A 23,150-nucleotide genomic window follows, 5' to 3' on the forward strand; every position below is an offset into this window, starting at 1 on the left:
ACCCAATGAGTAAAATAGCATTAATTACCGGCGTTACCGGGCAGGATGGCGCTTATCTGGCTGAATTGTTATTGGATAAGGGCTATGAAGTTCATGGCATCAAGCGCCGCAGCTCCTTGTTCAATACCGCGCGTATCGACCATTTGTTCCATGACGTGCATGAAGAAGGCAAGCCGTTCTTTTTGCACCACGGCGATATGACCGACTCGTCGAGCCTGATTCATATCATTCAAAAAGTCCAGCCGGACGAAATCTATAACCTCGCGGCACAAAGCCACGTTGCGGTCTCGTTCGAAGAGCCGGAGTACACCGCCAACTCGGACGCATTGGGCGCATTACGCATTCTGGAGGCGATTCGTATTCTCGGCCTGGAAAAAAAGACGCGTTTTTATCAGGCTTCCACGTCCGAGCTATACGGACTGGTGCAGGAAACTCCGCAAAAGGAAACCACGCCGTTTTATCCGCGTTCCCCTTATGCGGTTGCCAAACTTTACGCGTACTGGATCACCGTCAACTACCGCGAAGCCTACGGTATCTATGCCTGTAACGGTATTTTGTTCAATCATGAATCGCCGATTCGCGGCGAAACATTCGTCACGCGCAAAATCACCCGTGCGTTGGCCCGGATCAAACTGGGCCTGCAAGACTGCCTGTATCTCGGCAACCTGAATGCCTTGCGCGATTGGGGTCATGCGAAAGACTACGTTGAGATGCAATGGTTGATGCTGCAACAGGAACAGCCGGAAGATTTTGTGATCGCCACCGGGGTGCAATACAGCGTACGCGATTTCGTCAATGCCGCTGCCAAAGAGCTGGATATAGCTATCACATGGCGCGGGGAAGGCGTTGACGAGAAAGGCTTCGATGACGCCGGTCACTGTATCGTCGCTGTTGATCCGCGCTATTTCCGTCCGACTGAAGTGGAAACGCTATTGGGTGATGCGAGCAAAGCCAGGATCAAACTCGGCTGGACGCCCCAAATCAGCTTCGAGGCATTAGTCAGCGAAATGGTGTGCGAAGACCTTAAATCTGCCGAGCGTGACGAGTTGGTAAAGAAGCACGGCTTTGTTGTTTATGATTATCATGAGTAAACAATCAGCATGAATAAGCGCGCTAGAATATATATTGCCGGACACCAGGGCTTGGCGGGTAGCGCCATTGTTCGGGAGTTACAGCGGCAAGGCTATACCAACCTGATAGGGCGCACTCATGCCGAATTGGATTTGGAAGACGCTAGGTCCACGCAACAATTTTTTGAGCAGGAACAACCTGAGATCGTATTTCTGGCCGCTGCGAAAGTCGGTGGTATTCAGGCCAATAATAGTTATCCGGTGGAATTCCTAATGAATAATCTGTCTGTTGAGTCAAATGTTTGCCGTGCTGCTTATGCGACAGGTGTCAATCGTTTAATATTTTTAGGTAGCTCTTGTATCTATCCTCGTGATTGCCCGCAGCCGATCAAGGAAGAATATCTGCTCACAGGACCGCTCGAACCGACCAACCGCGCTTATGCTTTGGCTAAGATTGCCGGTATTGAAATGTGCTGGTCGTACAATCGCCAATACGGAACTAAATGGCTGGCAGCCATGCCCACCAATTTATATGGTCCGGGCGATAATTATGATTTGAATAACTCACATGTATTGCCTGCCTTAATACGCAAAATACACGAAGCAAAAATTTCCGGTACTGAAGAAGTTGTGCTGTGGGGTAGTGGTATGCCTAAACGCGAATTTTTGTATGTGGACGATCTGGCGAATGCGTTAGTATTTTTGGCGTCATTAGATGATGAGCGCTACAACGCGTTGATTAACCCTGATCTCTGCCCATTGATCAACGTGGGTACGGGCGAAGACTTATCCATCCGAGCACTGGCAGAAATGTGTGCCGATGTAGTAGGGTACACTGGTAACTTTGTACAAGATGTATCCAAACCCGATGGCACGATACGTAAGGTATTAGATGTGTCCAAAATTGGTGAATTGGGCTGGAGAGCGAGTACCGGTCTCAAAGAAGGGATCAATCTGACTTACAAAGTATTCAAAGGCAATTTGGTATGAAAGCAGTCATTCTTGCGGGTGGAATGGGAACACGAATCAGCGAAGAAACATCCATTCGTCCGAAGCCGATGATTGAAATCGGCGGTCGTCCCATGCTTTGGCATATCATGAAAGTGTATTCCGCACACGGCATCAATGAGTTTGTGGTCTGCTGCGGTTATAAGGGCTATGTTATCAAGGAATATTTCGCCAATTATTTCCTGCATATGTCCGATGTGACTTTTGACATGCAGAATAACAAGATGGAAGTGCATCAACGCAATGCTGAGCCATGGCGCGTCACGCTGGTCGATACCGGGGAAGAAACCATGACCGGTGGCCGCATTAAGCGCATTGCCAATTATGTAACGGGCGAAGATTTTTGCTGTACTTATGGTGATGGTATTGGAGATATTAACATCACGGCGCTGATTAATTTTCATAAACAGCATGGCAAATTGGCCACTTTGACCGCAACACAGCCACCAGGACGCTTCGGTGCACTTAACTTGAGCGGAAATAACATTGTTAGTTTTCAAGAAAAGCCGCAAGGAGACGGTAGTTGGGTGAACGGTGGTTTCTTCGTGCTCTCGCCCGAAGTACTTGATTACATTAAAGACGATCATACGGTATGGGAGCGCGAACCGATGGAGCGACTTGCCGGAAACGGACAAATGGCGGCTTATTTTCATTCAGGCTTTTGGCAGCCTATGGATACTTTGCGCGATAAAAACCATCTTGAAACATTATGGGCAAGCGGCAAAGCGCCGTGGAAAATATGGTAGAACCCTCATTCTGGGCCGGTAAAGTCGTATTGCTAACCGGCCATACCGGTTTCAAAGGCAGCTGGCTTTCACTGTGGCTGCAAGACATGGGCGCAAAAGTCATCGGCTATGCACTGGAGGCGCCGACGAATCCGAGCCTGTTCGAGGCCGCCAATGTGGCTGAATGCATGGTCAGCATCGAATCGGATATACGCGATTTTGCCGCGCTGTCAGCCGTATTTGCAAAATATCAACCCGAGATTGTCATCCATATGGCAGCTCAGCCCTTGGTGCGCTATTCCTACGCCAACCCGATAGAAACGTATTCCACCAACGTAATGGGCACCGTGCATGTGTTGGAAGCGGCAAGACTGACGAGCAGTGTGCGGGCCATTGTCAATGTCACCAGCGACAAGTGCTATGAAAACCGGGAATGGGCCTGGGGTTATCGGGAAAATGAAGCGATGGGGGGCTACGATCCTTACAGCAACAGCAAGGGCTGTGCCGAACTGGTGGCGGCGGCTTATCGAAGCTCCTATTTCAATTCGCACAATTTTACCGATCATCGCGTCGCATTGGCTTCGGTCAGAGCGGGCAACGTGATCGGAGGCGGCGATTGGGCCGAAGACCGGCTTATTCCAGACATCATGCGCGCAATCATGCAGGGCAAGCCGGTGCATATCCGCAACCCGCATGCGATTCGTCCCTGGCAACATGTGTTGGAGCCGCTGTCAGGCTATTTATTGCTGGCGCAAAAACTTTACCAAGAAGGCGCAGTTTATGCCGAGAGCTGGAATTTCGGTCCGAGCGACGAAGATGCCAAGCCTGTGCAATGGATAGTGGAAAGCTTGACTCAATCCTGGGGCGAGGACGCGAGCTGGGTCTTGGATGATGGCGATCATCCGCACGAGGCCCATTACCTGAAACTGGATTGTTCCAAGGCTAAAGCCCGCCTGCATTGGCAGCCGAAATGGAACCTGGATCAAGCGTTGAGTAAAATCGTGGATTGGCAAAAAAAATATCAGCAGGGCGCGAATATGAAAGCGGTAACATTGAAACAAATTAACCTTTATTTGAAAGAGGCGCGAACATGACTGGCGTTTTACGTAAACAACTGACGGCAGATGCAAATCATACTATTCACATTGTTCTGCCCGCCGAAATGGGTGACGAAGTTGAGGTTGTCATTTTTCCTCGATCAGCTTCCAAAGCTGCGGCACTGGAAGAAAGCTCGGCGTTGGCGAAATTAATGGATGAAAGCGGTTTTGCCCAAAATATCCTTAACAGCGCGGAAGAGGATTGTTGGAATGACCTTTGAAATTACGCCTGGTACGATTTACAGCGCGTACTTTCCGTTTAGCGATCTCAGCAATAAAAAGAAAAGACCCGTGTTGGCATTGGCCGGCAAGGATGAAAACGAAGATGTACGCATTGCCTTTATTACTAAGGCGCCGGTCGATGAAGCGAATGGCTTTGCGTTGGAAGCTGCGGATTTTGTCGATGGACCGCTCAAGCATCCAAGCCATATTCGAATCGACAAAACGTTTAATTTGCATAGCAGCCGCATAGAAAAGCCGGTCGCTCAGTTGAGTGATACCGGTTATGAGCGTGTGTTGCGTAAATTGGTGATGTTGAATATTGATAATTTCGCTGATTTAAAATATCAGCATAAATCTTTTCAGGCCGGTACCAGCGTCATTCCTCCTTCCGGCAAAGTCCTCGGAGCTGCCGAACTGAAAAACATGGTCGATGCCTCTCTGGATGGCTGGCTTACCACCGGGCGTTTTAACGCCGCATTTGAACAGCGTTTTGCCGAATTTGTCGGCGTGCCTTACGCACTGACGACTACTTCAGGTTCGGCCGCCAACTTGCTGGCGTTTACTGCGCTGACTTCGTACAAACTGGGTGATCGCGCATTAAAGCCGGGTGATGAAGTTATTACCGTAGCGGCCGGTTTTCCTACCACCGTTAATCCCATTTTGCAGAACGGCATGGTGCCGGTGTTTGTCGATGTCGATATTCCGACCTACAATATCGACCCGCAAAAAATCGAAGCGGCGGTGACCGAACGCACCCGCGCGATTATGGTTGCCCACACACTGGGCAATCCGTTCGACCTGGATGCGGTGATGGCGATCGCGCAAAAACATAACCTGTGGGTGATTGAAGATTGCTGCGACGCATTAGGCTCACTATACAAGGGCCAGCATGTCGGCACTTTCGGCCATATCGCCACCTGTAGTTTTTACCCGGCTCACCACATCACCATGGGCGAAGGCGGCATTGTTTTTACCAAAGACCGTAAATTGAAAAAAATTATCGAATCGTTCCGCGATTGGGGCCGCGATTGCTACTGCGCGCCGGGCTGCGACGATACCTGCCGCAAACGTTTTGGCTGGCAACTTGGAACATTGCCTAAAGGCTACGATCATAAATACACCTACTCGCATCTGGGCTACAACCTGAACATCAGCGACATGCAGGCCGCTTGCGCATTGGCGCAAATGGATCGCTTGCCTGAGTTTATCGCCGCGCGCAAACGCAACTTCGCGTTCCTTAAAACACGGCTGCAATCCTGCGAACAGTTGCTGATTTTGCCCGAGGCGACCGCGGATAGCGAGCCGTCCTGGTTTGGCTTCCCGATTACGATCAGGGAGTCGGCCGGTATCGAGCGGGTCGAGCTGTTAAAATACCTGGACCAATACAAAATCGGCACGCGCCTATTGTTTGCCGGTAACCTGACCCGTCAGCCGTATTTTAAGGACCGTATTTATCGTGTCAGCAGCGAGCTGACCCGCACCGACGACATCATGAATAACACTTTCTGGATCGGTGTGTACCCCGGATTAAACGAGCCGATGCTGGACTATGTCTGCGAACGGATTGAAGAGTTTCTGAGCTTAAGTATTTAGCTTGTTATGCAAACTTTATTGATTACCGGCGCTACCGGCTATCTTGGCAGTCATTTGGTTCACGCACTATTAGCGGCAGGACACAGAGTAGCGATATTAAAGCGTGCCGTATCAAATCTTTCTCGGCTTGATGACTGCATGCCCCAGCTTGCTGTATTCAATATCGAGGATGACCTGGACCTGCCGTTTAAGTCGTTGGGACATATCGATGCAGTGATACATACTGCAACCTGCTATGGTCGGAGCGGAGAAAAGGCATCCGAGATATTCGCAGCCAATACGGTTTTTCCCTTGCAATTGCTGGAAACCGCAGCCTTCTTTAATACAGAAAGCTTTTTTAATACCGATACCATCCTTTTCAAGTATCTAAATGCTTATTCACTCTCGAAGCACCACTTTGCGGAGTGGGGAAAGGGTTTTGCCGATACCGGCAAGATAAACTTTGTTAATATCAAACTTGAACATATGTATGGCGCGGGTGATGACTCCAGCAAATTCTCAACCCATGTTATTAGCGCCTGCCTAAAGAATATTGATGAATTGCAGCTGACGTTGGGCGAACAAAAGCGGGATTTTATACATATCGATGATGTGGTTAGCGCTTATTTATGTTTGCTCGGAAATGTCGGCAAAGTTGGGAAAGGATTTTCTGAATTTGCTGTTGGTTCAGGACAAGCGGTTAGCATCCGTGATTTTGTTAATACCGTTCATCGGTTGACTGTTTCGCGAACTAAGCTTGACTTCGGCGCCTATCCTTATCGTGAGCATGAACTCATGCAGTCGGAGGCAAATTTATCCGGCTTATTGGCGCTGGGATGGCAATGCCGTTATGACCTTGAAACAGGATTAAAACAAGTAATCAACTTTGAAAGAAAACACTTATGAAACTTCTAATTACGGGCGGCTGCGGCTTCCTAGGTAGCAATTTAGCTGAAGACGCACTGTCGCGCGGCGATGAGTTAACCATATTTGACAATCTTTATCGCAATGGCTCGCGAGAAAATCTTGTCTGGTTGCAAGGTCAAGGCAATTTCCGATTCGAGCATGGCGATATTCGCAACCAGAATGATATTACTAGGGTAGTTCAGTCGTTTAAGCCGGATGCAATTTTTCATCTGGCTGGGCAGGTGGCGATGACTACATCAATCGCAAATCCGCGCATGGACTTTGAAGTAAACGTAGTAGGTACGCACAACTTACTGGAAGCGGTGCGCTTGTACGCGCCCGATGCGACGGTAGTTTATTCATCGACTAATAAAGTGTATGGCGATTTGGAACAGTACGCTTATCAAGAAACCGATACACGCTATGAATGTATCGATAGGCCAGAAGGTTTTGATGAAACAACGTCGCTTGAGTTCCATTCTCCTTATGGATGCTCCAAAGGAGCGGCAGATCAATACATGCTTGATTATGCGCGTATTTTTGGTCTAAAAACCGTCGTTTTCCGGCATTCCTCTATGTATGGCGGCCGCCAATTTGCAACTTACGATCAAGGCTGGGTTGGTTGGTTTTGTCAGAAAGCGGTTGAAGCCAAGCAGGCTGTTGCTAAAGAGCCTTTCACCATATCAGGAACGGGTAAACAAGTACGCGATGTGCTTCACGCGGATGATATGAAGCGTCTCTATATGGCGGCTGTCAATAATATAGATACGGTCAAAAGCCAAGTTTTTAATGTTGGCGGCGGCATTGAAAACAGTTTATCCCTGCTAGAACTGTTCTCGTTGCTCGAAACAATATTGAATATAAAACTGAGATACATACACCTGCCTGTACGTGAAAGCGACCAGCGGGTATTCGTTGCGGACATCGTTAAAGCCAAACAGCGGCTTAACTGGCGGCCAATGGTGTCAGCGCAAGAGGGTGTCGCGCGCATGGTTCAGTGGGTGAGTCAGACATAATGAATGAGACTGTCTCAAAGGAACGAACCCATAACTATGTGCGCCAAATTAAGGGAGCGGTTGTATATAAAACGGTCTCTATGGCGGCCTCGTTTCTCGCTATTCCGTTGATGATTCGTTATCTTGGGCAAGAACAGTTTGGAGTGTGGTCAACTTTATTGACAGTCATGTCATGGATCGTATTCTTTGACCTAGGTGTCGGCAATGGTTTGCGTAACAAAGTGGCCGAAGCCCTTGCAAAAAATGACAAGGCTGAAGCCGCGGGCTATATCGCTTCGGGTTATAGCCTAGTTGGATTGATTGCTTTTACACTGTGGGCCTTGGTCACTGCGGCCTCATTTTTTGTGCCTTGGCAAATAGTCTTCAATACCCACGCAATTCAGGAAGCAACTTTGCGCCTGACGGTGCAGATTGCAACTTTCTTCATTGTATTAAATTTCTGGATTGGTTTGATCGGTGCGCTACTCGGAGCGATGCAAAAAACCTCGCTGACTGCACTGGGTCAATTGATCTCAAACGTCCTGGCCTTGATACTTGTCTTTGTTTTGACCAAAACAACTGATGCATCAATAAGTAATTTGGCCTTTGCGTATGGCGTTTCGCTGGTTATCGCAAACCTTTTGTTGAGTCTGTGGCTCTATCAACAGAACCCAGAATTACGCCCCAAGCCTTATCTGGACAAACAGCATGTGCATCCATTGCTGTCTGTTGGCATGCAGTTTTTTATTATCCAGCTTGCCGTACTGGTTATTTTTACAACTGATAAAATGCTAATTACACAGTTGTTTGGTCCGCAGTACGTCGCTCAATATGAAGTTGTCTTCAAGCTCTTCAGTGTGATTATATTTGCGCATACGCTCATCTCGGCGCCGCTCTGGTCTGCTTATACCGACGCCTATCATAGAAAAGACATCGGTTGGATTAAACAAATGCTGCAAAAGCAGATGGCTATTTATTTTGGAGTTGTACTTGCTGTTATCTTTATGGGACTGTTGGCGAGATCCATAATTGCCGTGTGGGTAGGTCGTGAACTGGAAGTGACATCGCCATTGGTAATTACAGTGGGGTTGTTTGTGTTGGTTTCTATCTGGAATAACGTCTATGCCATGTTCGTGAATGGAATAGGTAGAATTAAAGCACAGCTATATACAGCGGTGATTGCAATGCTGGTAAATATTCCTTTGGCGTTGCTCTTTACCAAGCATTTTGGCTTCGGGTTAAGCGGAGTTGTGCTGGCGACTTGTATAAGTTTGCTGATTGCAGCGGTAGTTCTTCCGATTCAAGTTCATCGCATAGTTTGTGATGGAATGAGAGGGGTTTTTGAATGACTCAAATTCAAGCATATATACCCAAAGTCAGTATCCTGATACCGGTTTACAATCGTAAAGACTACATCGCCGAATGCATCCAGTCTGCACTGAATCAAACCTTCATGGATTTTGAAGTCGTGGTGGTAGATAACGACAGTGAGGATGGGACATGGGAAATTTGCCGGCAATTTGCCGCAACCGATCATCGGGTACGAATATTCCAAAACGACACTAATATTGGCCCGGTGAGGAATTGGTTGGTATGCGTGGAGAAGGCGCAAGGGGAATTTGGAAAAATACTGTTCAGTGATGATTTGATGTTCCCTAAGTTTCTTGAGCACACGCTTCCGTATCTTGAAGATCCTGAAATTGGCTTCGTTTCTACAGCGGCATTGATTGGCGAATCACCGGATAATGCCGTTGTGTTTTATGCAGCACCTACTGAATTACAGAAAATATCAAGCAAACGTTACTTTAATTTACTGATTCCTCGAAAGCAATCTCAAATACCGTATTCGCCGGGCGCAGCCCTTTTCCGCATGGCAGACATCCGCGCTAATTTACGAGTTGAAATTCCTACAAAAATTCCTCGCGACTTTTCTAAGAATGGAGCTGGGCCTGATGTGTTGCTGTTCACATTGACAGCATTGAGCTATAAAACGGTGATGATGATTTCTCAAGCCGAGGTGTTTTTTCGTTCTCACCCAGGCTCGTTTGCAACGCTTGATACGGGCAATGAAGTGACTGAAGGGTATAGGGCAGCTATTGCATGGTTTTGTAAAACACAGTTGACTGAAAGACATTGGGCAAGCTATGTGGCGAGAATATGGTTGGCGGACATAAATAAAACTCGTGCCGTCATATTGCCAAGCAAATATTTATGTCGATATGAAGGCACGGGGTTTTTATCTGAAACAATATCTGTCGTTTTATCTATATTGAGGTTGGTAGCGTCAAATGTATTAATATTTTTAAAAGCTTGTGTTTATAAATCATGACTTCTCTCTCTCCCGATTTAATTTCGGTTATTGTCGCGGTATTTAATGGCATTGATACATTGCAGCAATGCATCGACAGCATTGCACAGCAAACTTATGCCAATAAAGAGCTGATTATTATCGATGGAGGCTCTAAGGACGGAACTGTTGATGTACTCGAATCCAACCGGGATAAGCTTGGTTATTGGGTTTCCGAGCCGGATAGCGGCATCTACAACGCATGGAATAAAGGGTTATCCCAGGCGAAAGGCGAGTGGATATGTTTTTTGGGGGCGGATGATTTTTTTTGGGACGCACAGGTACTGGAGCGGATGGCTTCGCAATTAATGACAGTTCCTCCCGATATTCGTGTGGCGTATGGGCAAATTATGCTTCTGAACAATAATGGGGAAAACCTGTATCCGATCGGCGAGCCATGGCAGGGAGTTAAAGAACGCTTTAAACAGGTTATGAGTATCCCGCACCCAGGTTTAATGCACCGGCGCAGCTTATTTGAGCAGCACGGAAATTTTGATGAATCGTTTCGCATCGGCGGTGATTATGAGTTATTGCTGCGCGAGCTAAAGGAAGCCGATGCGGTATTTGTTCCCGGCCTTATTATGATTGGGATGCGTCAAGGCGGACTCAGCAGCAGTCCGGCAAACTCTGTTGAATCGATGTGGGATGTCAGGCGCGCTCAGAAGATGCATGGCCTGCGTCTTCCCGGTTTTTTCTGGGTAATGGCGATGATAAGGGTTTATATCCGTTTGATATTATGGAATTTGATCGGGGAAAGAATGACGAGGAAATTTATTGATTTTGGTAGACGAGTCAAGGGCTTGCCGCCGTATTGGACAAAGACATAATCAACCCGCTGTTTATGTAAAAAAACAGGGCGCAGTTTATATGGAAACGCTAAGCGCTTCACTCGCAAATTTCAGGTTCGCTGGTCTGGCGTCCGGAATACAGAAAACACATTATGCCGGTAGTTGAAAGCATGCAAAACAGAGTGTTCATACATGCGACCAACGTGCATCAAGGCGGCGGGCGATCTTTGCTTCAGGCTTTGCTAAAAGCGCTCGACGGCAAAGTGCAGGTGGTGCTGTCCTTGGACAGCCGTATGCCTGCTCCGTCGAATATGATTCATAACGTCGAAATCAAGCGAGTGCAGCCCTCCGTCATACAGCGTTTGAAGGCGGAAAGATGGCTTGCTGACAGTGTTGGGCCGGAGGACATTATTTTATGTTTCGGCAACCTGCCACCCTTATTTAAATTGCGAGGACGCACAGTGGTCTTCGTGCAGAATCGGTATTTGATCGATGACGTCCAGTTGAATGGCTTCCCGCTTAGGGTGCGGTTACGGCTTGCTATAGAGCGGCTGTGGTTCTCTAGAACACTGTCAAACGTCAGTGAATTCATCGTACAAACGCCGACGATGAAAAGATTGCTGGATATAAAGACTCAGGGAAAGGTGCCTGTGCGAGTGCTTCCTTTTGTGGCGGAGCCAAATGGCGATGCGTATAGAGAGCTGCAACCGGAAGCGCAAAAAGAAAAGCACTATGACTTCGTGTATGTTGCGTCCGGCGAACCGCATAAGAACCATTGGCGACTCATTGAAGCTTGGTGTCTATTGGCTGAAGAGGGGCTATTTCCTTCGCTATGCTTGACTTTGGATGAGGCTCGCTTTGCTACGTTATACACGGAGATAGGTGCGATGCGTCAACGGTACGGGCTGAAAATAACGAATAAAGGAGAGTTACCTCATAACGGTATATTGGGACTCTATGAAAATGCGAGTGCGTTGATTTATCCTTCGACTTTCGAATCGTTTGGTCTGCCCCTGATTGAGGCGCACCAAGCTGGATTATCGGTGCTGGCGGCGGAACTGGATTATGTTCGCGATGTGCTTGACCCTGAGCAGACCTTCGATCCGAATTCGCCGGTTTCGATTGCGCGTGCTGTGAAGCGTTATCTTGGCGTCGTCGAGAGGCCTTTAAAAATAGTAGATGCGGGAGATTTTTTAAATATGCTCATAAACAGGCGTTGTTAATGTCTTGTTACGCTTCAAAAGCGAACCCGCAAAACTGTTATCTTCCTGTTAGTGTTTGCGAATGGAAAGGTTGTCAGGTGTTGGCTGAAAATCTGCGGCAGTTGTTTTGATGTCCGTTACACCGCTTTGCGTAGTTTCGGTCGAAATGGCGCGACGCAAGAAATCTCAAACTTTGCTCAAGCTCAGCGTTTCCAGCAAATTACCATAAAAAGCTGTTTCCCTCTCTCAGCCATAAGGTAGAATGCTGATATTGTCGTTTGCTAACAGGCATGTTTTTAGTAAAAATTCGGTTATTCATAAAGAGTTAAACGCACCCTCGGCGAACATCCGGCGGGGAAACAGGTATTTCGGGCATATTAAATGATTTTAGTAACAGGCGGCGCCGGGTTTATCGGTGCGAATTTTGTATTGGACTGGTTGGCGCAATCCGGCGAAACGGTCATTAATCTCGACGCACTGACTTACGCAGGTAATCGTGAGAACCTTGCCTCATTGGATGGCGATGAACGGCATATTTTCGTGCAAGGGGATATCGGCAATTCCGAGCTGGTGACCGATTTACTCGTCCGGCATCAGCCTCGAGCCATTATCAATTTCGCCGCAGAAAGCCACGTGGACCGCTCCATTCACGGCCCGGAAGATTTCATTCAAACCAACATCGTCGGCACTTTTCGATTGCTGGAAGCGGTGCGTGCCTACTGGGGCAACTTGCAAGACGAAGCCAAACAAAACTTTCGTTTTCTGCACGTATCGACTGATGAAGTATACGGCTCTCTTGCTAAAGACGATCCGGCTTTTACCGAAACCTACCGCTACGAGCCTAACAGCCCTTACTCGGCGAGCAAAGCCGCCAGCGACCATTTGGTGCGGGCTTATCATCATACCTATGGTCTGCCGGTGCTGACCACGAACTGCTCCAACAACTACGGCCCTTATCACTTCCCGGAAAAGCTTATCCCGCTGATGATCGTCAATGCGCTTGCGGGCAAGCCACTGCCGGTGTATGGCGATGGACAGCAAATCCGTGACTGGCTCTATGTCAAAGACCATTGCAGCGCCATTCGCCGGGTACTGGAAGCGGGCAAGGCCGGTGAGGTATACAACATCGGCGGCTGGAACGAAAAACCCAATATCGACATTGTCCATACCGTTTGTGCGTTACTGGATGAGTTCCGCGCCCGTGAGGATGGTAAAAGCTATCGTGAACAAATTACCTATGTTACCGATCGCCCCGGTCACGATCGCCGCTATGCGATTGACGCGAGCAAGATAGAACGTGAGCTGGGCTGGAAGCCGGCGGAAACTTTCGATACCGGCATCCGTAAAACTGTCCAGTGGTATTTAGAAAATCAGGATTGGGTAGCCAACGTCCAATCCGGCGCTTATCGCGAATGGGTGGAAAAAAACTATACAGGTCGCGCTGCATGATAAATACGCCGCGAGTGGATTTGCATGTAGTCGCCGGAAAAATGCCAGTCAAGGATAGATAATAATGAAGATTCTTTTATTCGGTAAAGGCGGTCAAGTCGGCTGGGAGTTGCAGCGAAGTCTTGCTCCGTTGGGTGAGTTAGTAGCCCTGAGTACTGACAGCCGGACATTATGCGGTGACTTCAGTAATCCGGAAGGCATCGCTGACACTGTTCGAGCTGTCGCCCCGGATATTATCGTCAACGCCGCCGCATATACTGCGGTCGATAAAGCCGAGAACGAGCTAGATCTATGCCGAACCATTAATGCGACGACCCCCGGTGTGCTGGCTCAAGAGGCCAAACGTAACGGGTCGTGGCTCATTCATTACTCTACCGATTACGTGTTCGACGGCAGTGGAGACAAGCCATGGCTGGAAAGCGATCCTACCGGCCCTCTGAGTGCCTACGGCAAAACCAAACTGGAAGGCGAAGAGGCTATTCTTGGCACTGGATGTAAACACCTCATTTTTCGTACCAGCTGGGTTTATGCCGCGCGTGGCGGTAATTTTGCCAAAACCATGCTGCGCTTGGCTCAAGAACGAGATTGTCTCTCCGTCATAGACGACCAGATCGGTGCGCCTACCGGTGCCGATCTGTTGGCGGATGTAACCGCTCATAGTATTCGCTCGGCTCTGCAACGTTCCGATGTTAGCGGTCTCTATCATTTGGTGGCCGGAGGCGAGACTTCTTGGCATGGCTATGCGAGTTTCGTCATTGATTTTGCCCGTCAGGCCGGGCTCGACATCAAGGTTGCGCCGGATGCGATCCAGCGGGTACCGACCAGCGCATTCCCATTGCCCGCTACACGGCCTAAAAATTCACGCCTGAATACCCGCAAACTGCAAAACGCCTTTGGCCTGGATCTGCCTCATTGGCAATCCGGTGTTACCCGCATGCTTACCGAAATTCTTGAGAAGTAATTATGACCCAACGTAAAGGCATTATTCTGGCCGGTGGCTCCGGTACCCGGCTTTATCCGGTGACCAAAGTAGTCTCCAAGCAATTGCTCCCCATTTACGATAAGCCGATGATTTACTATCCACTCAGTACGCTGATGTTGGCGGGCATTCGAGATATCCTGATCATCTCCACGCCGCAAGATACATCGCGCTTTGAGCAACTGCTTGGCTACGGCAGCGACTGGGGGCTGAATCTGCAATACGCCGTGCAACCCAGTCCGGATGGCCTTGCCCAAGCTTTTATCATCGGCAAAGATTTTATCGGTAACGCCCCGGCTGCATTGGTGCTGGGTGATAACATTTTTTACGGCCACGATTTACAGACCCAGCTTGAACAAGCCACTGCACGGACTCAAGGCGCAACCGTCTTTGCCTATCATGTACAAGACCCCGAGCGTTACGGCGTGGTGGCGTTCGATGAACAAGGCCGCGCCACCAGCCTGGAAGAAAAGCCTGTCAATCCCAAGAGCAATTATGCGGTTACGGGACTGTATTTCTATGATAATGATGTCGCCGATATCGCCGCCAACCTCAAGCCGTCTGCACGGGGCGAGTTGGAGATTACCGACCTGAATCGCATTTACCTTGAGCGCAACAAGCTTAATGTGGAAATCATGGGACGAGGTTACGCTTGGCTCGATACCGGTACTCATGAGAGCCTGATCGAAGCCAGCAATTTCATTGAGACCATTGAGCACCGTCAGGGCTTGAAAGTGGCTTGCCCGGAAGAAATTGCTTATCGCAAAGGCTTTATTGGCGCCGAGCAACTGGGGAAGCTGGCGTTGCCGCTGGCAAAAAACGGTTACGGTCAATACCTGCAAAGATTACTGAAAGAAGAGAGGTAAGTGTGAAAGCTATCCCAACTGCTATTCCCGATTTGTTCATCATCGAGCCTAAAGTATTCGGCGATGACCGCGGCTTTTTTTTTGAAAGTTTCAACCGCCGCCAGTTTGCCGAACTGACCGGGCGCGATGTTGATTTCGTACAGGATAATCACTCGCGTTCGGTCAAAAACGTATTGCGCGGACTGCATTATCAGATCCAACAGCCCCAAGGTAAACTGGTGCGGGTGGTGCAAGGCTCGGTCTTTGATGTGGCTGTTGATATTCGCAAAAGTTCGCCCACATTTGGCCAGCATGTCGGAGTGGAACTGTCCGCCGAAAACAAGCGCATGTTTTGGGTGCCTGAAGGCTTTGCGCATGGTTTTGTGGTGCTTTCCGATACCGCGGAGTTTCTCTACAAAACCACCGATTACTGGGCGCCCGAATTTGAGCGCAGCATTGCCTGGAACGACCCGGCCATCAGCATCCAATGGCCCAATCAGGGCGATCCCATTTTGTCCGCAAAAGATCAACAAGCCAAACTATTGTCGGAAGCGGAGCACTTTGCATAACTTTCAACGTTGTCCAAGTCCCATTTTTCCTGACAATAAGCAAAAGCTTCCGACGCTGCCACTAGCTCATCGTATAAATACGAAGTTGTCATCCAATCCCAGTTTAAAGACACCCGCTAAGCGGTGGCATTCCAGCAGCAGGGTAATGTTTAAAGTTATGAAAACTGCTGATTTTCCTTTCTAAAAATCCGGCTTGAACGAACAAGTCAGTAATCTAGTGATTTTGGAGTCATAAAGATAGGATTACTGAAACTTCCAGCTGTTTTGCACTGTGTATTGAAAAAGCTTCTCTATCAATTTAAACACAAATATGCAAAAATATAATGATTTTCAAATTGTTGTTGTCTAAGTAATGAAAGTAAGTAATAAGTCCGATTTAGAAGAAGCGCTGAAACTTTGTAAAGGCGCGTTTCTATCTGCAGCTGGTTTCAGCCTGCTCATCAATTTTTTGATGATTACTCCGTCTATCTATATGTTGCAGGTGTATGACCGCGTAGTTGCAACCGGCAACCAGTCAACGTTATTGATGTTGACGCTGATAGTGGTCGTTCTGTTTATCACCTTGGCTGCACTTGAGTGGGTACGCTCACAAATTCTAGTTAGGGTCAGCACTCGCTTGGAGTTGCTGTTAAATCAGCGATTATTTCAAATAGCTTTTAAGCAATCGCTGTATTCCGGTGGGCAGCGAGCAACAACTCAACCGCTGGATGATTTGACAGGTTTGCGTCAGTTTCTGACCGGTAATGGTTTATTTGCTTTTTTTGATGCACCGTGGATGCCGGTGTATTTGGCTCTACTATTCATATTTCATCCATGGTACGGCTGGTTTTCAGTATTTACCGCGATCTTGTTGTGTATTGTCGCTATGGCTACTGAGAAGGCTACCACCAAGATACTCAGTGAAGCCAATAATGTCGCCATGGCGACGCGCGGAGCCCTTGGCAAAAACCTGAGAAACGCTGAAGTTATTGAGTCAATGGGAATGTTAGTCAGGATAAGGCAACGCTGGATGGTGGGCGCCGTCAAAGTTTTGAATTTACAGGCTGTTGCCAGTTCGCGTGCAGGCTTGTTAATGGCATTGTCAAAAGTCATCCGTTTGTCCTCACAATCCCTGATTCTAGGTCTAGGGGCTTATCTGGTTATTGAGCGCGAAATATCTCCCGGTTTAATGATTGCCGGCTCTATTCTGATGGGCCGGGCGATGGCGCCGATTGATCTTATTATTGGTTCATGGAAAGGGTTTATTGCCGCCCGCGACCAGTACCATCGTCTTAATGATCTTCTGAGGCAAATTCCGGCCGATAAAGAGCGTATGCTGCTTCCCGATCCGGAGGGCCGCATTCAGCTGGAGAATGCCGTTGTTACGCCACCAGGCAGCAGAGTGCCGGTAATTAAAGGCATCAATCTGGTGATTGGAAAAGGCGATATTGTCGGTGTAATAGGTCCCAGCGGCGCAGGTAAATCCACTTTGGCACGAGCCATATTAGGTATTTGGCCTACCTCCAATGGCTCGATACGTTTGGATGGTGCTGAAATCTTTAACTGGGATCGTGAACATCTTGGTGGTTTTATAGGTTATTTGCCGCAAGATATTGAACTGTTTGAAGGGACAATTAGCGAAAACATCGCCCGTTTTGGAGACATTGATCCGGAGCAAGTCGTTGCGGCGGCAAAAATGGCTGATGTGCACGAACTCATCTTACAATTTCCCGAAGGTTACGATACCGTTATCGGCGCCACTGGTGGCAACTTGTCAGGCGGACAGCGGCAACGTATCGGTTTGGCCCGAGCGCTCTATGGTAATCCGGTGTTGGTGGTGCTTGACGAGCCTAACTCCAATCTTGATGAGCAAGGCGAAGCCGCCTTGGAAAAAGCACTGCTACAGCTCAAGCAAAAACAATCCACCGTATTAATTATCACTCATCGCAATAATGTGTTGTCGAAAGTCGATAAGCTATTGATTCTCAATGATGGCATGCTGGCGGTTTACGGGCCAAGAGATCAAGTCATTGCCCATTTGCAGCAATCGCAACAACAAGCACCTATCCCAGCTACGCAACCCGCATAATTTTAAGGGAACCTCTGTTATTCAAGTGTAAAAATAGTTCTTATAGGTTTCAATAGCTTAAATTAGCCGGTGTTATCAAAAAGCCATTAGTTAGAGGTCTTCTTAAAATATTATGATAGAAAAAACCGCTGTAAGTAGCACTCCTTCCCCTGCCTTGCATACCAATGATCGCCCCATTCGTAACATCGGCGCAGCAATAGTTTTTGCAACTTTCGGGGTTTTTGGCATTTGGGCGTTTTGGGCTCCTATGGATAGTTCCGCTCTGGCGCCGGGTGTTGTGGTAGTAAAATCTTACAGAAAAACCGTACAACATCTTGATGGTGGTATCGTCGCCAAAATCTTGGTTAAAGACGGTGATTTAGTGAAAGAAGATCAGCCGTTGCTAATCCTGGAGGATACCCAAATTAAAGCTCAGTTGGGAATAGCACGCGCTCAAAATATAACTCTTGCCGCCCAGGTAGCGCGGCTGCGCGCCGAAAGAGACCAGCTTAAACAAGTTGACTATCCTGAATTACTCGATGATGCTTCCGATCCTAGAACAACAGAAGCCAAATTGGCTGAAAATAATGTTTTCAAGTCCAGAATAAACGCCCACGAAGGGCAAATCGCTGTGCTGAAACAGCGTATCAGCCAGATTTCCAGTAAGATAAAAGGGCTTCAAGGTCAGGTCGACAGCAAAAAGCTATTGATCACTTCTTTTGCCGAAGAAATTCGCGATCAGAAGGAGCTGTTAGCCGAAGGCTTCGCAGACAAACAACGCTTGCGTGATGTAGAGCGTAGTCATGCATTGCAAATGGGTGAAGTTGCCCAACTCAATGCCGAAATCGCTACCAATCAAATGCTGATCAGCGAAACTCAGTTGCAAATTTTACAAGTGCAAAAAGATTTTCAGGAAGAGGTAACCGGTAAACTCAGCGAAGCCCAAGCACAGCTTAACGATGCCGCGGAGCGATTGGCAGCCAACCAGGACAAACTGAACCGTATTGTAATTAAAGCGCCGGCAAGCGGTATGGTGCTTGGTTTGACTGTGCATAACGAAAACGGAGTTATTGCTCCGGGGCGGCCTATTCTTGATATTGTTCCCCAAGATGCCGAGTTAATTATAGAAGCCCAAGTTTCGCCTATGGATATTGATCGGGTTATTGTCGGTCTACAGGCAGAAGTCCGCTTTAGCGCCTTCAAACAATCGAAAACACCCAAAATGACCGGCAAAGTTATTCATTTATCCGCCGACCGTCTTAGCGATGACAAAGGTAATTCTTATTATCAAGCCCGAATCGAGCTGACTCCTGAGAGCCGCAAAGAGCTTGGTAGTTTGCAATTATTGCCGGGCATGCCGGCAGAGGTTTTGATTAATACCGGCGAAAGAACGCTATTTGAATACCTGGCTCAACCTGCCACTAACTTCTTTGCACGCTCATTCACAGAAGACTAATCGCCATGAACATATTCAAATATTGGCTTATAGTCATTATGTTTGCGTGCGCCCAAACTGCGGTAGCCGAGGATTTACTGACGGTTTACAGGCAAGCGTTGGAAGCTGATCCGCAGCTAAAAAACGCCGAAGTTAAAGCCGAAATCGGTTCGGCACAAAAAGGCCAAGCCTTAGGACAGATGTTGCCGCAAATTATTGCCAGCGGTAATTGGTCGAAAAACAGGTACGCTTCAACAGCAAAAACACTAGCAGGAGGAAGTGTTGACTATGCTCAGCATTACCCAGGTACTCGTTACTCTGTTTCGCTCAGTCAAACCTTGATTGATTTTGGCAAGTTTTGGGAATGGCGGCGTGCAGCGAAAGTAGAGGATCAATATGCGGCCGAAGCCATCGAAGCCAACAACCAGCTGATGTTCAATGTGGTGGATCGTTATTTCAGTGTGCTGGAAGCAGAGGACGAACTTAATTTTACTAAAATGGAAAAGCAGTCGACCCAAAAACAACTTGAGCAAATACAAAAGCGATATGCCAAGCAGCTATTAAAAGTCACTGATCTTTATGCGATGGAAGCACGGCTGGATCAGATTATTGCCGCTGAGATTTTGGCTGAAAGCAAGCGTGTGACGGCACAAGAGAGCCTTAGGGAATTAACAGGCGCTACCCCGGCTACCCTGAATAAGCTTCGGGAGTCCGTTGATTACCAGGAAATTGAAGGCGATCTTCAGCAATGGGTTGAAATGGCGCAAAGTCAGAATCCGGGTATTTCAGCAAAACAGCTTGCTATAGAAGCGGCAGAAAATAATGTGGCGACTCAAAAATCCAAACATTTGCCGGTGGCTGAGTTGCAGCTTAACTATTATGATACCAATACTGGTTATCAGAGTGCTCAAGCTGCGCCATATCAAGTTGACGTTGCTGCAATTAACGTCAACGTTCCCTTGTTTTCGGGGGGGACTACCACTCACCAAGTGTATGAAGCTCAGCATCGCTTGCAGCTTAGTAAAAACGACAATGAAGCTTTGATGCGCGCTATCACTAAAGAAACCAGCGATGCATTTCTTAGTACCAATGCCAATGCTCGACGCATCAAAGCCGCACAAAAAGCGCTGGAATCCACCAGTAAATCACGGGAAGCCATGGAGCGCGGCTATCACTACGGCGTAGTGACTATCAGCGATGTTATCAAAGCGGAACAGGAGGAGTTTTCGGCTAAAAATGATTTCGCACAAGCCAAATACGACTACATCAAGAATCGCATTCGTTTCATGCATGCCATCGGTTCTATATCTGAGGAAAATTTGCAAGAAGTTAATGGCTGGCTGGAAGCAAGTAACCAGTGAAAGTAAGTCCGTTGCTAAACCATTTAGATTTTTTACCTATCGACTGCCTTGTATTGGTAAGGCGGCAAGAAGGCGAATTAAATACTTGGTTTTTTAATCAACTTGATAACAAATTCAGTAGTTAAACTTTAGATTTGTTTGCCGGCCTAAGTCTTTTATTCAAAATATGCCACACATTTATTACCGAGACATTCCGACCGGATTGAATTTGACGCCGTTTGCGCCACATTTTCGGAATGCCTTTGACCGCATCTAATTTGGCTTTTAATATCACTTTGCCTTGCCCGTATATTGAAAAATGGACAATAGTGGAAAAATTTAAAAGCAAATGAATGGGGAGTAATATCCAAAACAAAATTCCCGGCATATCTTTAATAAATGTCCACACCAAGTTGCGGTGGCCATGATACATGCAAAAATCGCTATGTTGTCCGCCGGTCGTGCCCGAGCCGACGTGATGCGCTACAGACTGAGGCACATACAGACAGCGGTATCCCGCCAGCCGCAAGCGAAAGCCGAGATCCACATCTTCCACATAACAGAAGTAGTCCTCGTCGAATCCTCCGACTTCATGCAAAGCACTACGCCGATAAAGGGCTGCCGCCGCACAGGGCGAAAACACTTCGCGCGAGTTCTCCACAGAAGTCGGCACAGGAGAGCCATGCCCCATGCGCCAAACCAGGCCGCTTACGTGGTAGGCATCACCGGCCCCATCCAGCAACGTTGGATCGGACGCGTTGATTAATCTGCTGCCGAATACATCGAATTCCGGATTAGATTCTGCCTCCTCCAACAGTGCCTCCAGCCAACGCGGTTCGGCGAACGCATCGGGATTGATCAGCGCGATCCATCCTGATTCGGCAGAAGCCGCCTCAATAGCCAGATTATTTCCGCGCGCGAAACCGGTGTTCTGGTTGAGTTGCATCAGCTGCACTTTAGGGAATTGCCGTGCGATCTTAACCGATCCATCGGAACTTCCGTTATCCAACAGGATAATCTCGTGCGGTTTGAGTATTTGATTGATCAGCGCGGTCAAACACCGCTCTAGAAACCTTTCACCATTCCAATTGACGATGATGACTGTGACTTTACGGTTAAATACATTGTGTTTAGAACTGCCAGTATTCAACCCGGTTTTCTCGCGACAATGACAAACTGCCCGCCAAGAAACCACCATATGGGGGGGAATGCTAAATAAAGCCTGACTAAAATAGGCCATTGCGGCAATCGGCTGGCTGTTGAAAATGGAACGAATTTGGGAATCACTTCCTCAACTATAAATCCCGCTTTTTCAAAAGCCTCTTTGCAGGACAAGTGGCTTAACGGCAGGATATGATCGTAATAATCCCAGTATCTGCCCGGCTCATAACGGATGTTGGGTTGCATTGTTACATACAGGCCGTTAGGCTGTAGTACGCGGAATGCCTCTTTCAAAACATCGTCCATAGTTTGCCTGTCAGGAAGATGCTCAAAAAAGTTACTGCTGAAGCAAACATTGATCGATGCCGAATCAATATTATCCATTGCACTTGCGCTTGAAAGATACAGCTCAACATCGTCCTTAAGATATTTCCGGGCATCAGGATTCAGGTCTATTGCGATTTTCCGCCCGGCTTCGATATGGTTGGAAAACTCGCCGTATCCGCAGGCAATATCTAAAATTGTATCTGTCGGCTTGACGTAGCGGCTAAAGAAACAATCGCACAACACTTTCCAGACAGCATCTTTTTTGGCCCTGTCTTCTGCACTAAACCTGATTTCGTACAGCTCTTTTAATCCCTGCATCGCCATATCAACTCCGATCTCTGCCATGAGGCAAATGGTATGTATCCGAGAATATTTCTTTCCGCATGCTCAACATATCGCTTATGGTAAAAATGATATTTTTTATTGATGTAGCCGAACCTGCGCCAAATTCTCGCGGAAATGTTTGGATTCCAACTTCACCAACCGGGGTACCGCTGAGCATGGTTTTGATTGCCATTTCCGCTCCAATAAATGGGCTGTTTGAGTTTAATTCAACATACTCAAGAACCGAGCGATTGAAAAGCCTTATTCCTGTTGAAATGTCTCTAAACCGCGTATCAAACAGAAACCTTAGAACCGCATTGTAAATATGCGAGATAAATATTCTTTTTGTCGAATACAGTTTCTTGTAGCGAAAGCCGATGATCAGTCCGTAATATTGGCGCAACGCCAACATTCTTTTAAGGTCGAGAATATCGTACTCATCATCACCGTCCACCATGCAGACCCAATCATATTTTGTATTGGCGATACCGGATTTCACCGCAGCGCCATAGCCCTTGTTTACTTCATGATGCACGACTTTAACTTGAGGATATTCGAGCGCAAGTTGATCGGCAATTTCTCCGGCTTTATCAGGGGATGCATCATTGACAATGACCACTTCATATTGATTGGCAATTTCATCGAATAGCTTAATGGCTTTTTCAGTGACCAATCGTACAGTGCTTTCATCGTTATAAACGGGAAAGAAAAAACTAATGTCAGGCTTATTCATTCACTCTCC

At 47.7% G+C, this 23,150-nt stretch carries 22 protein-coding genes; 19 read left to right on the plus strand and 3 right to left on the minus strand.

Annotated elements, in window-relative coordinates:
- The first annotated feature begins 5 nt into the window (after positions 1–5).
- The 19 genes from gmd to V7051_RS05655 all read left to right on the plus strand — a co-directional run bounded on the left by gmd (position 6) and on the right by V7051_RS05655 (position 20,617).
- A complete protein-coding gene (gene gmd / locus V7051_RS05565) occupies positions 6–1,091 on the plus strand; it encodes a GDP-mannose 4,6-dehydratase (protein WP_333873908.1) in 1,086 nt (361 codons plus the stop codon).
- Between the two features lie 9 nt (positions 1,092–1,100).
- Positions 1,101–2,060 (plus strand): GDP-L-fucose synthase family protein, encoded by a 960-nt coding sequence (locus V7051_RS05570; protein WP_333873907.1) that lies wholly within the window; start codon positions 1,101–1,103, stop codon positions 2,058–2,060.
- Entirely contained in the window at positions 2,057–2,824 is a 768-nt protein-coding gene (gene rfbF / locus V7051_RS05575) for a glucose-1-phosphate cytidylyltransferase (protein ID WP_333873906.1), read from the plus strand. Before V7051_RS05570 ends, rfbF begins: the two co-directional genes overlap by 4 nt.
- Positions 2,818–3,897 carry a CDP-glucose 4,6-dehydratase gene (gene rfbG / locus V7051_RS05580; RefSeq protein ID WP_333873905.1) on the plus strand — a complete coding sequence of 360 codons (1,080 nt, stop codon included), beginning with the start codon at positions 2,818–2,820 and terminating at the stop codon, positions 3,895–3,897. The genes rfbF and rfbG overlap by 7 nt, the downstream gene beginning before the upstream one ends.
- The gene (locus tag V7051_RS05585) at positions 3,894–4,121 is read left to right on the plus strand and encodes a hypothetical protein (protein ID WP_333873904.1); all 228 of its coding nucleotides are present in this window, start codon (positions 3,894–3,896) and stop codon (positions 4,119–4,121) included. The genes rfbG and V7051_RS05585 overlap by 4 nt, the downstream gene beginning before the upstream one ends.
- Entirely contained in the window at positions 4,111–5,715 is a 1,605-nt protein-coding gene (gene rfbH, locus V7051_RS05590) for a lipopolysaccharide biosynthesis protein RfbH (protein WP_333873903.1), read from the plus strand. Before V7051_RS05585 ends, rfbH begins: the two co-directional genes overlap by 11 nt.
- A gap of 6 nt (positions 5,716–5,721) precedes the next feature.
- Positions 5,722–6,600 (plus strand): NAD-dependent epimerase/dehydratase family protein, encoded by an 879-nt coding sequence (locus V7051_RS05595; RefSeq protein ID WP_333873902.1) that lies wholly within the window; start codon positions 5,722–5,724, stop codon positions 6,598–6,600.
- The gene (locus V7051_RS05600; RefSeq protein ID WP_333873901.1) at positions 6,597–7,616 is read left to right on the plus strand and encodes a GDP-mannose 4,6-dehydratase; all 1,020 of its coding nucleotides are present in this window, start codon (positions 6,597–6,599) and stop codon (positions 7,614–7,616) included. Before V7051_RS05595 ends, V7051_RS05600 begins: the two co-directional genes overlap by 4 nt.
- Positions 7,616–8,944, plus strand: a complete 1,329-nt coding sequence (locus V7051_RS05605; RefSeq protein WP_333873900.1) for an oligosaccharide flippase family protein — start codon at positions 7,616–7,618, stop codon at positions 8,942–8,944. Before V7051_RS05600 ends, V7051_RS05605 begins: the two co-directional genes overlap by 1 nt.
- Complete coding sequence (locus V7051_RS05610) at positions 8,941–9,924, plus strand: glycosyltransferase family 2 protein (RefSeq protein WP_333873899.1); 984 nt, start codon at positions 8,941–8,943, stop codon at positions 9,922–9,924. The genes V7051_RS05605 and V7051_RS05610 overlap by 4 nt, the downstream gene beginning before the upstream one ends.
- Positions 9,921–10,769: a glycosyltransferase family 2 protein gene (locus V7051_RS05615; protein WP_333873898.1), complete on the plus strand. Its 849-nt coding sequence runs from the start codon at positions 9,921–9,923 to the stop codon at positions 10,767–10,769. Before V7051_RS05610 ends, V7051_RS05615 begins: the two co-directional genes overlap by 4 nt.
- Positions 10,770–10,882: 113 nt before the next feature.
- Positions 10,883–11,953 carry a glycosyltransferase gene (locus V7051_RS05620; RefSeq protein WP_333873897.1) on the plus strand — a complete coding sequence of 357 codons (1,071 nt, stop codon included), beginning with the start codon at positions 10,883–10,885 and terminating at the stop codon, positions 11,951–11,953.
- Between the two features lie 360 nt (positions 11,954–12,313).
- On the plus strand, positions 12,314–13,381 hold the full coding sequence (gene rfbB, locus V7051_RS05625) for a dTDP-glucose 4,6-dehydratase (RefSeq protein WP_333873896.1): 1,068 nt from the start codon (positions 12,314–12,316) through the stop codon (positions 13,379–13,381).
- A 64-nt stretch (positions 13,382–13,445) separates the two neighbouring features.
- Complete coding sequence (gene rfbD / locus V7051_RS05630) at positions 13,446–14,342, plus strand: dTDP-4-dehydrorhamnose reductase (protein ID WP_333873895.1); 897 nt, start codon at positions 13,446–13,448, stop codon at positions 14,340–14,342.
- Positions 14,343–14,344: 2 nt separating this feature from the next.
- Complete coding sequence (rfbA, locus tag V7051_RS05635) at positions 14,345–15,226, plus strand: glucose-1-phosphate thymidylyltransferase RfbA (protein WP_333873894.1); 882 nt, start codon at positions 14,345–14,347, stop codon at positions 15,224–15,226.
- A gap of 2 nt (positions 15,227–15,228) precedes the next feature.
- The gene (gene rfbC / locus V7051_RS05640) at positions 15,229–15,774 is read left to right on the plus strand and encodes a dTDP-4-dehydrorhamnose 3,5-epimerase (protein WP_333873893.1); all 546 of its coding nucleotides are present in this window, start codon (positions 15,229–15,231) and stop codon (positions 15,772–15,774) included.
- Between the two features lie 352 nt (positions 15,775–16,126).
- Complete coding sequence (locus V7051_RS05645) at positions 16,127–17,842, plus strand: type I secretion system permease/ATPase (protein ID WP_333873892.1); 1,716 nt, start codon at positions 16,127–16,129, stop codon at positions 17,840–17,842.
- A gap of 112 nt (positions 17,843–17,954) precedes the next feature.
- Positions 17,955–19,277 carry an HlyD family type I secretion periplasmic adaptor subunit gene (locus V7051_RS05650; RefSeq protein WP_333873891.1) on the plus strand — a complete coding sequence of 441 codons (1,323 nt, stop codon included), beginning with the start codon at positions 17,955–17,957 and terminating at the stop codon, positions 19,275–19,277.
- A gap of 5 nt (positions 19,278–19,282) precedes the next feature.
- Entirely contained in the window at positions 19,283–20,617 is a 1,335-nt protein-coding gene (locus V7051_RS05655; RefSeq protein ID WP_333873890.1) for a TolC family outer membrane protein, read from the plus strand.
- A 121-nt stretch (positions 20,618–20,738) separates the two neighbouring features.
- Here the strand turns inward: V7051_RS05655 and V7051_RS05660 are convergent, their stop codons facing one another.
- Genes V7051_RS05660 through V7051_RS05670 form a run of 3 tightly spaced genes read right to left on the minus strand, consistent with a single transcriptional unit; the run spans position 20,739 to position 23,141 of the window.
- Positions 20,739–21,746, minus strand: a complete 1,008-nt coding sequence (locus V7051_RS05660; RefSeq protein ID WP_333873889.1) for a glycosyltransferase family 2 protein — start codon at positions 21,744–21,746, stop codon at positions 20,739–20,741.
- Positions 21,743–22,429: a class I SAM-dependent methyltransferase gene (locus tag V7051_RS05665; protein WP_333873888.1), complete on the minus strand. Its 687-nt coding sequence runs from the start codon at positions 22,427–22,429 to the stop codon at positions 21,743–21,745. The genes V7051_RS05660 and V7051_RS05665 overlap by 4 nt, the downstream gene beginning before the upstream one ends.
- Positions 22,410–23,141, minus strand: a complete 732-nt coding sequence (locus V7051_RS05670) for a glycosyltransferase family 2 protein (RefSeq protein ID WP_333873887.1) — start codon at positions 23,139–23,141, stop codon at positions 22,410–22,412. Before V7051_RS05670 ends, V7051_RS05665 begins: the two co-directional genes overlap by 20 nt.
- Positions 23,142–23,150 lie beyond the last annotated feature (9 nt).

Source organism: Methylobacter sp. (assembly GCF_036845245.1).
Taxonomy (GTDB): domain Bacteria; phylum Pseudomonadota; class Gammaproteobacteria; order Methylococcales; family Methylomonadaceae; genus Methylobacter_A.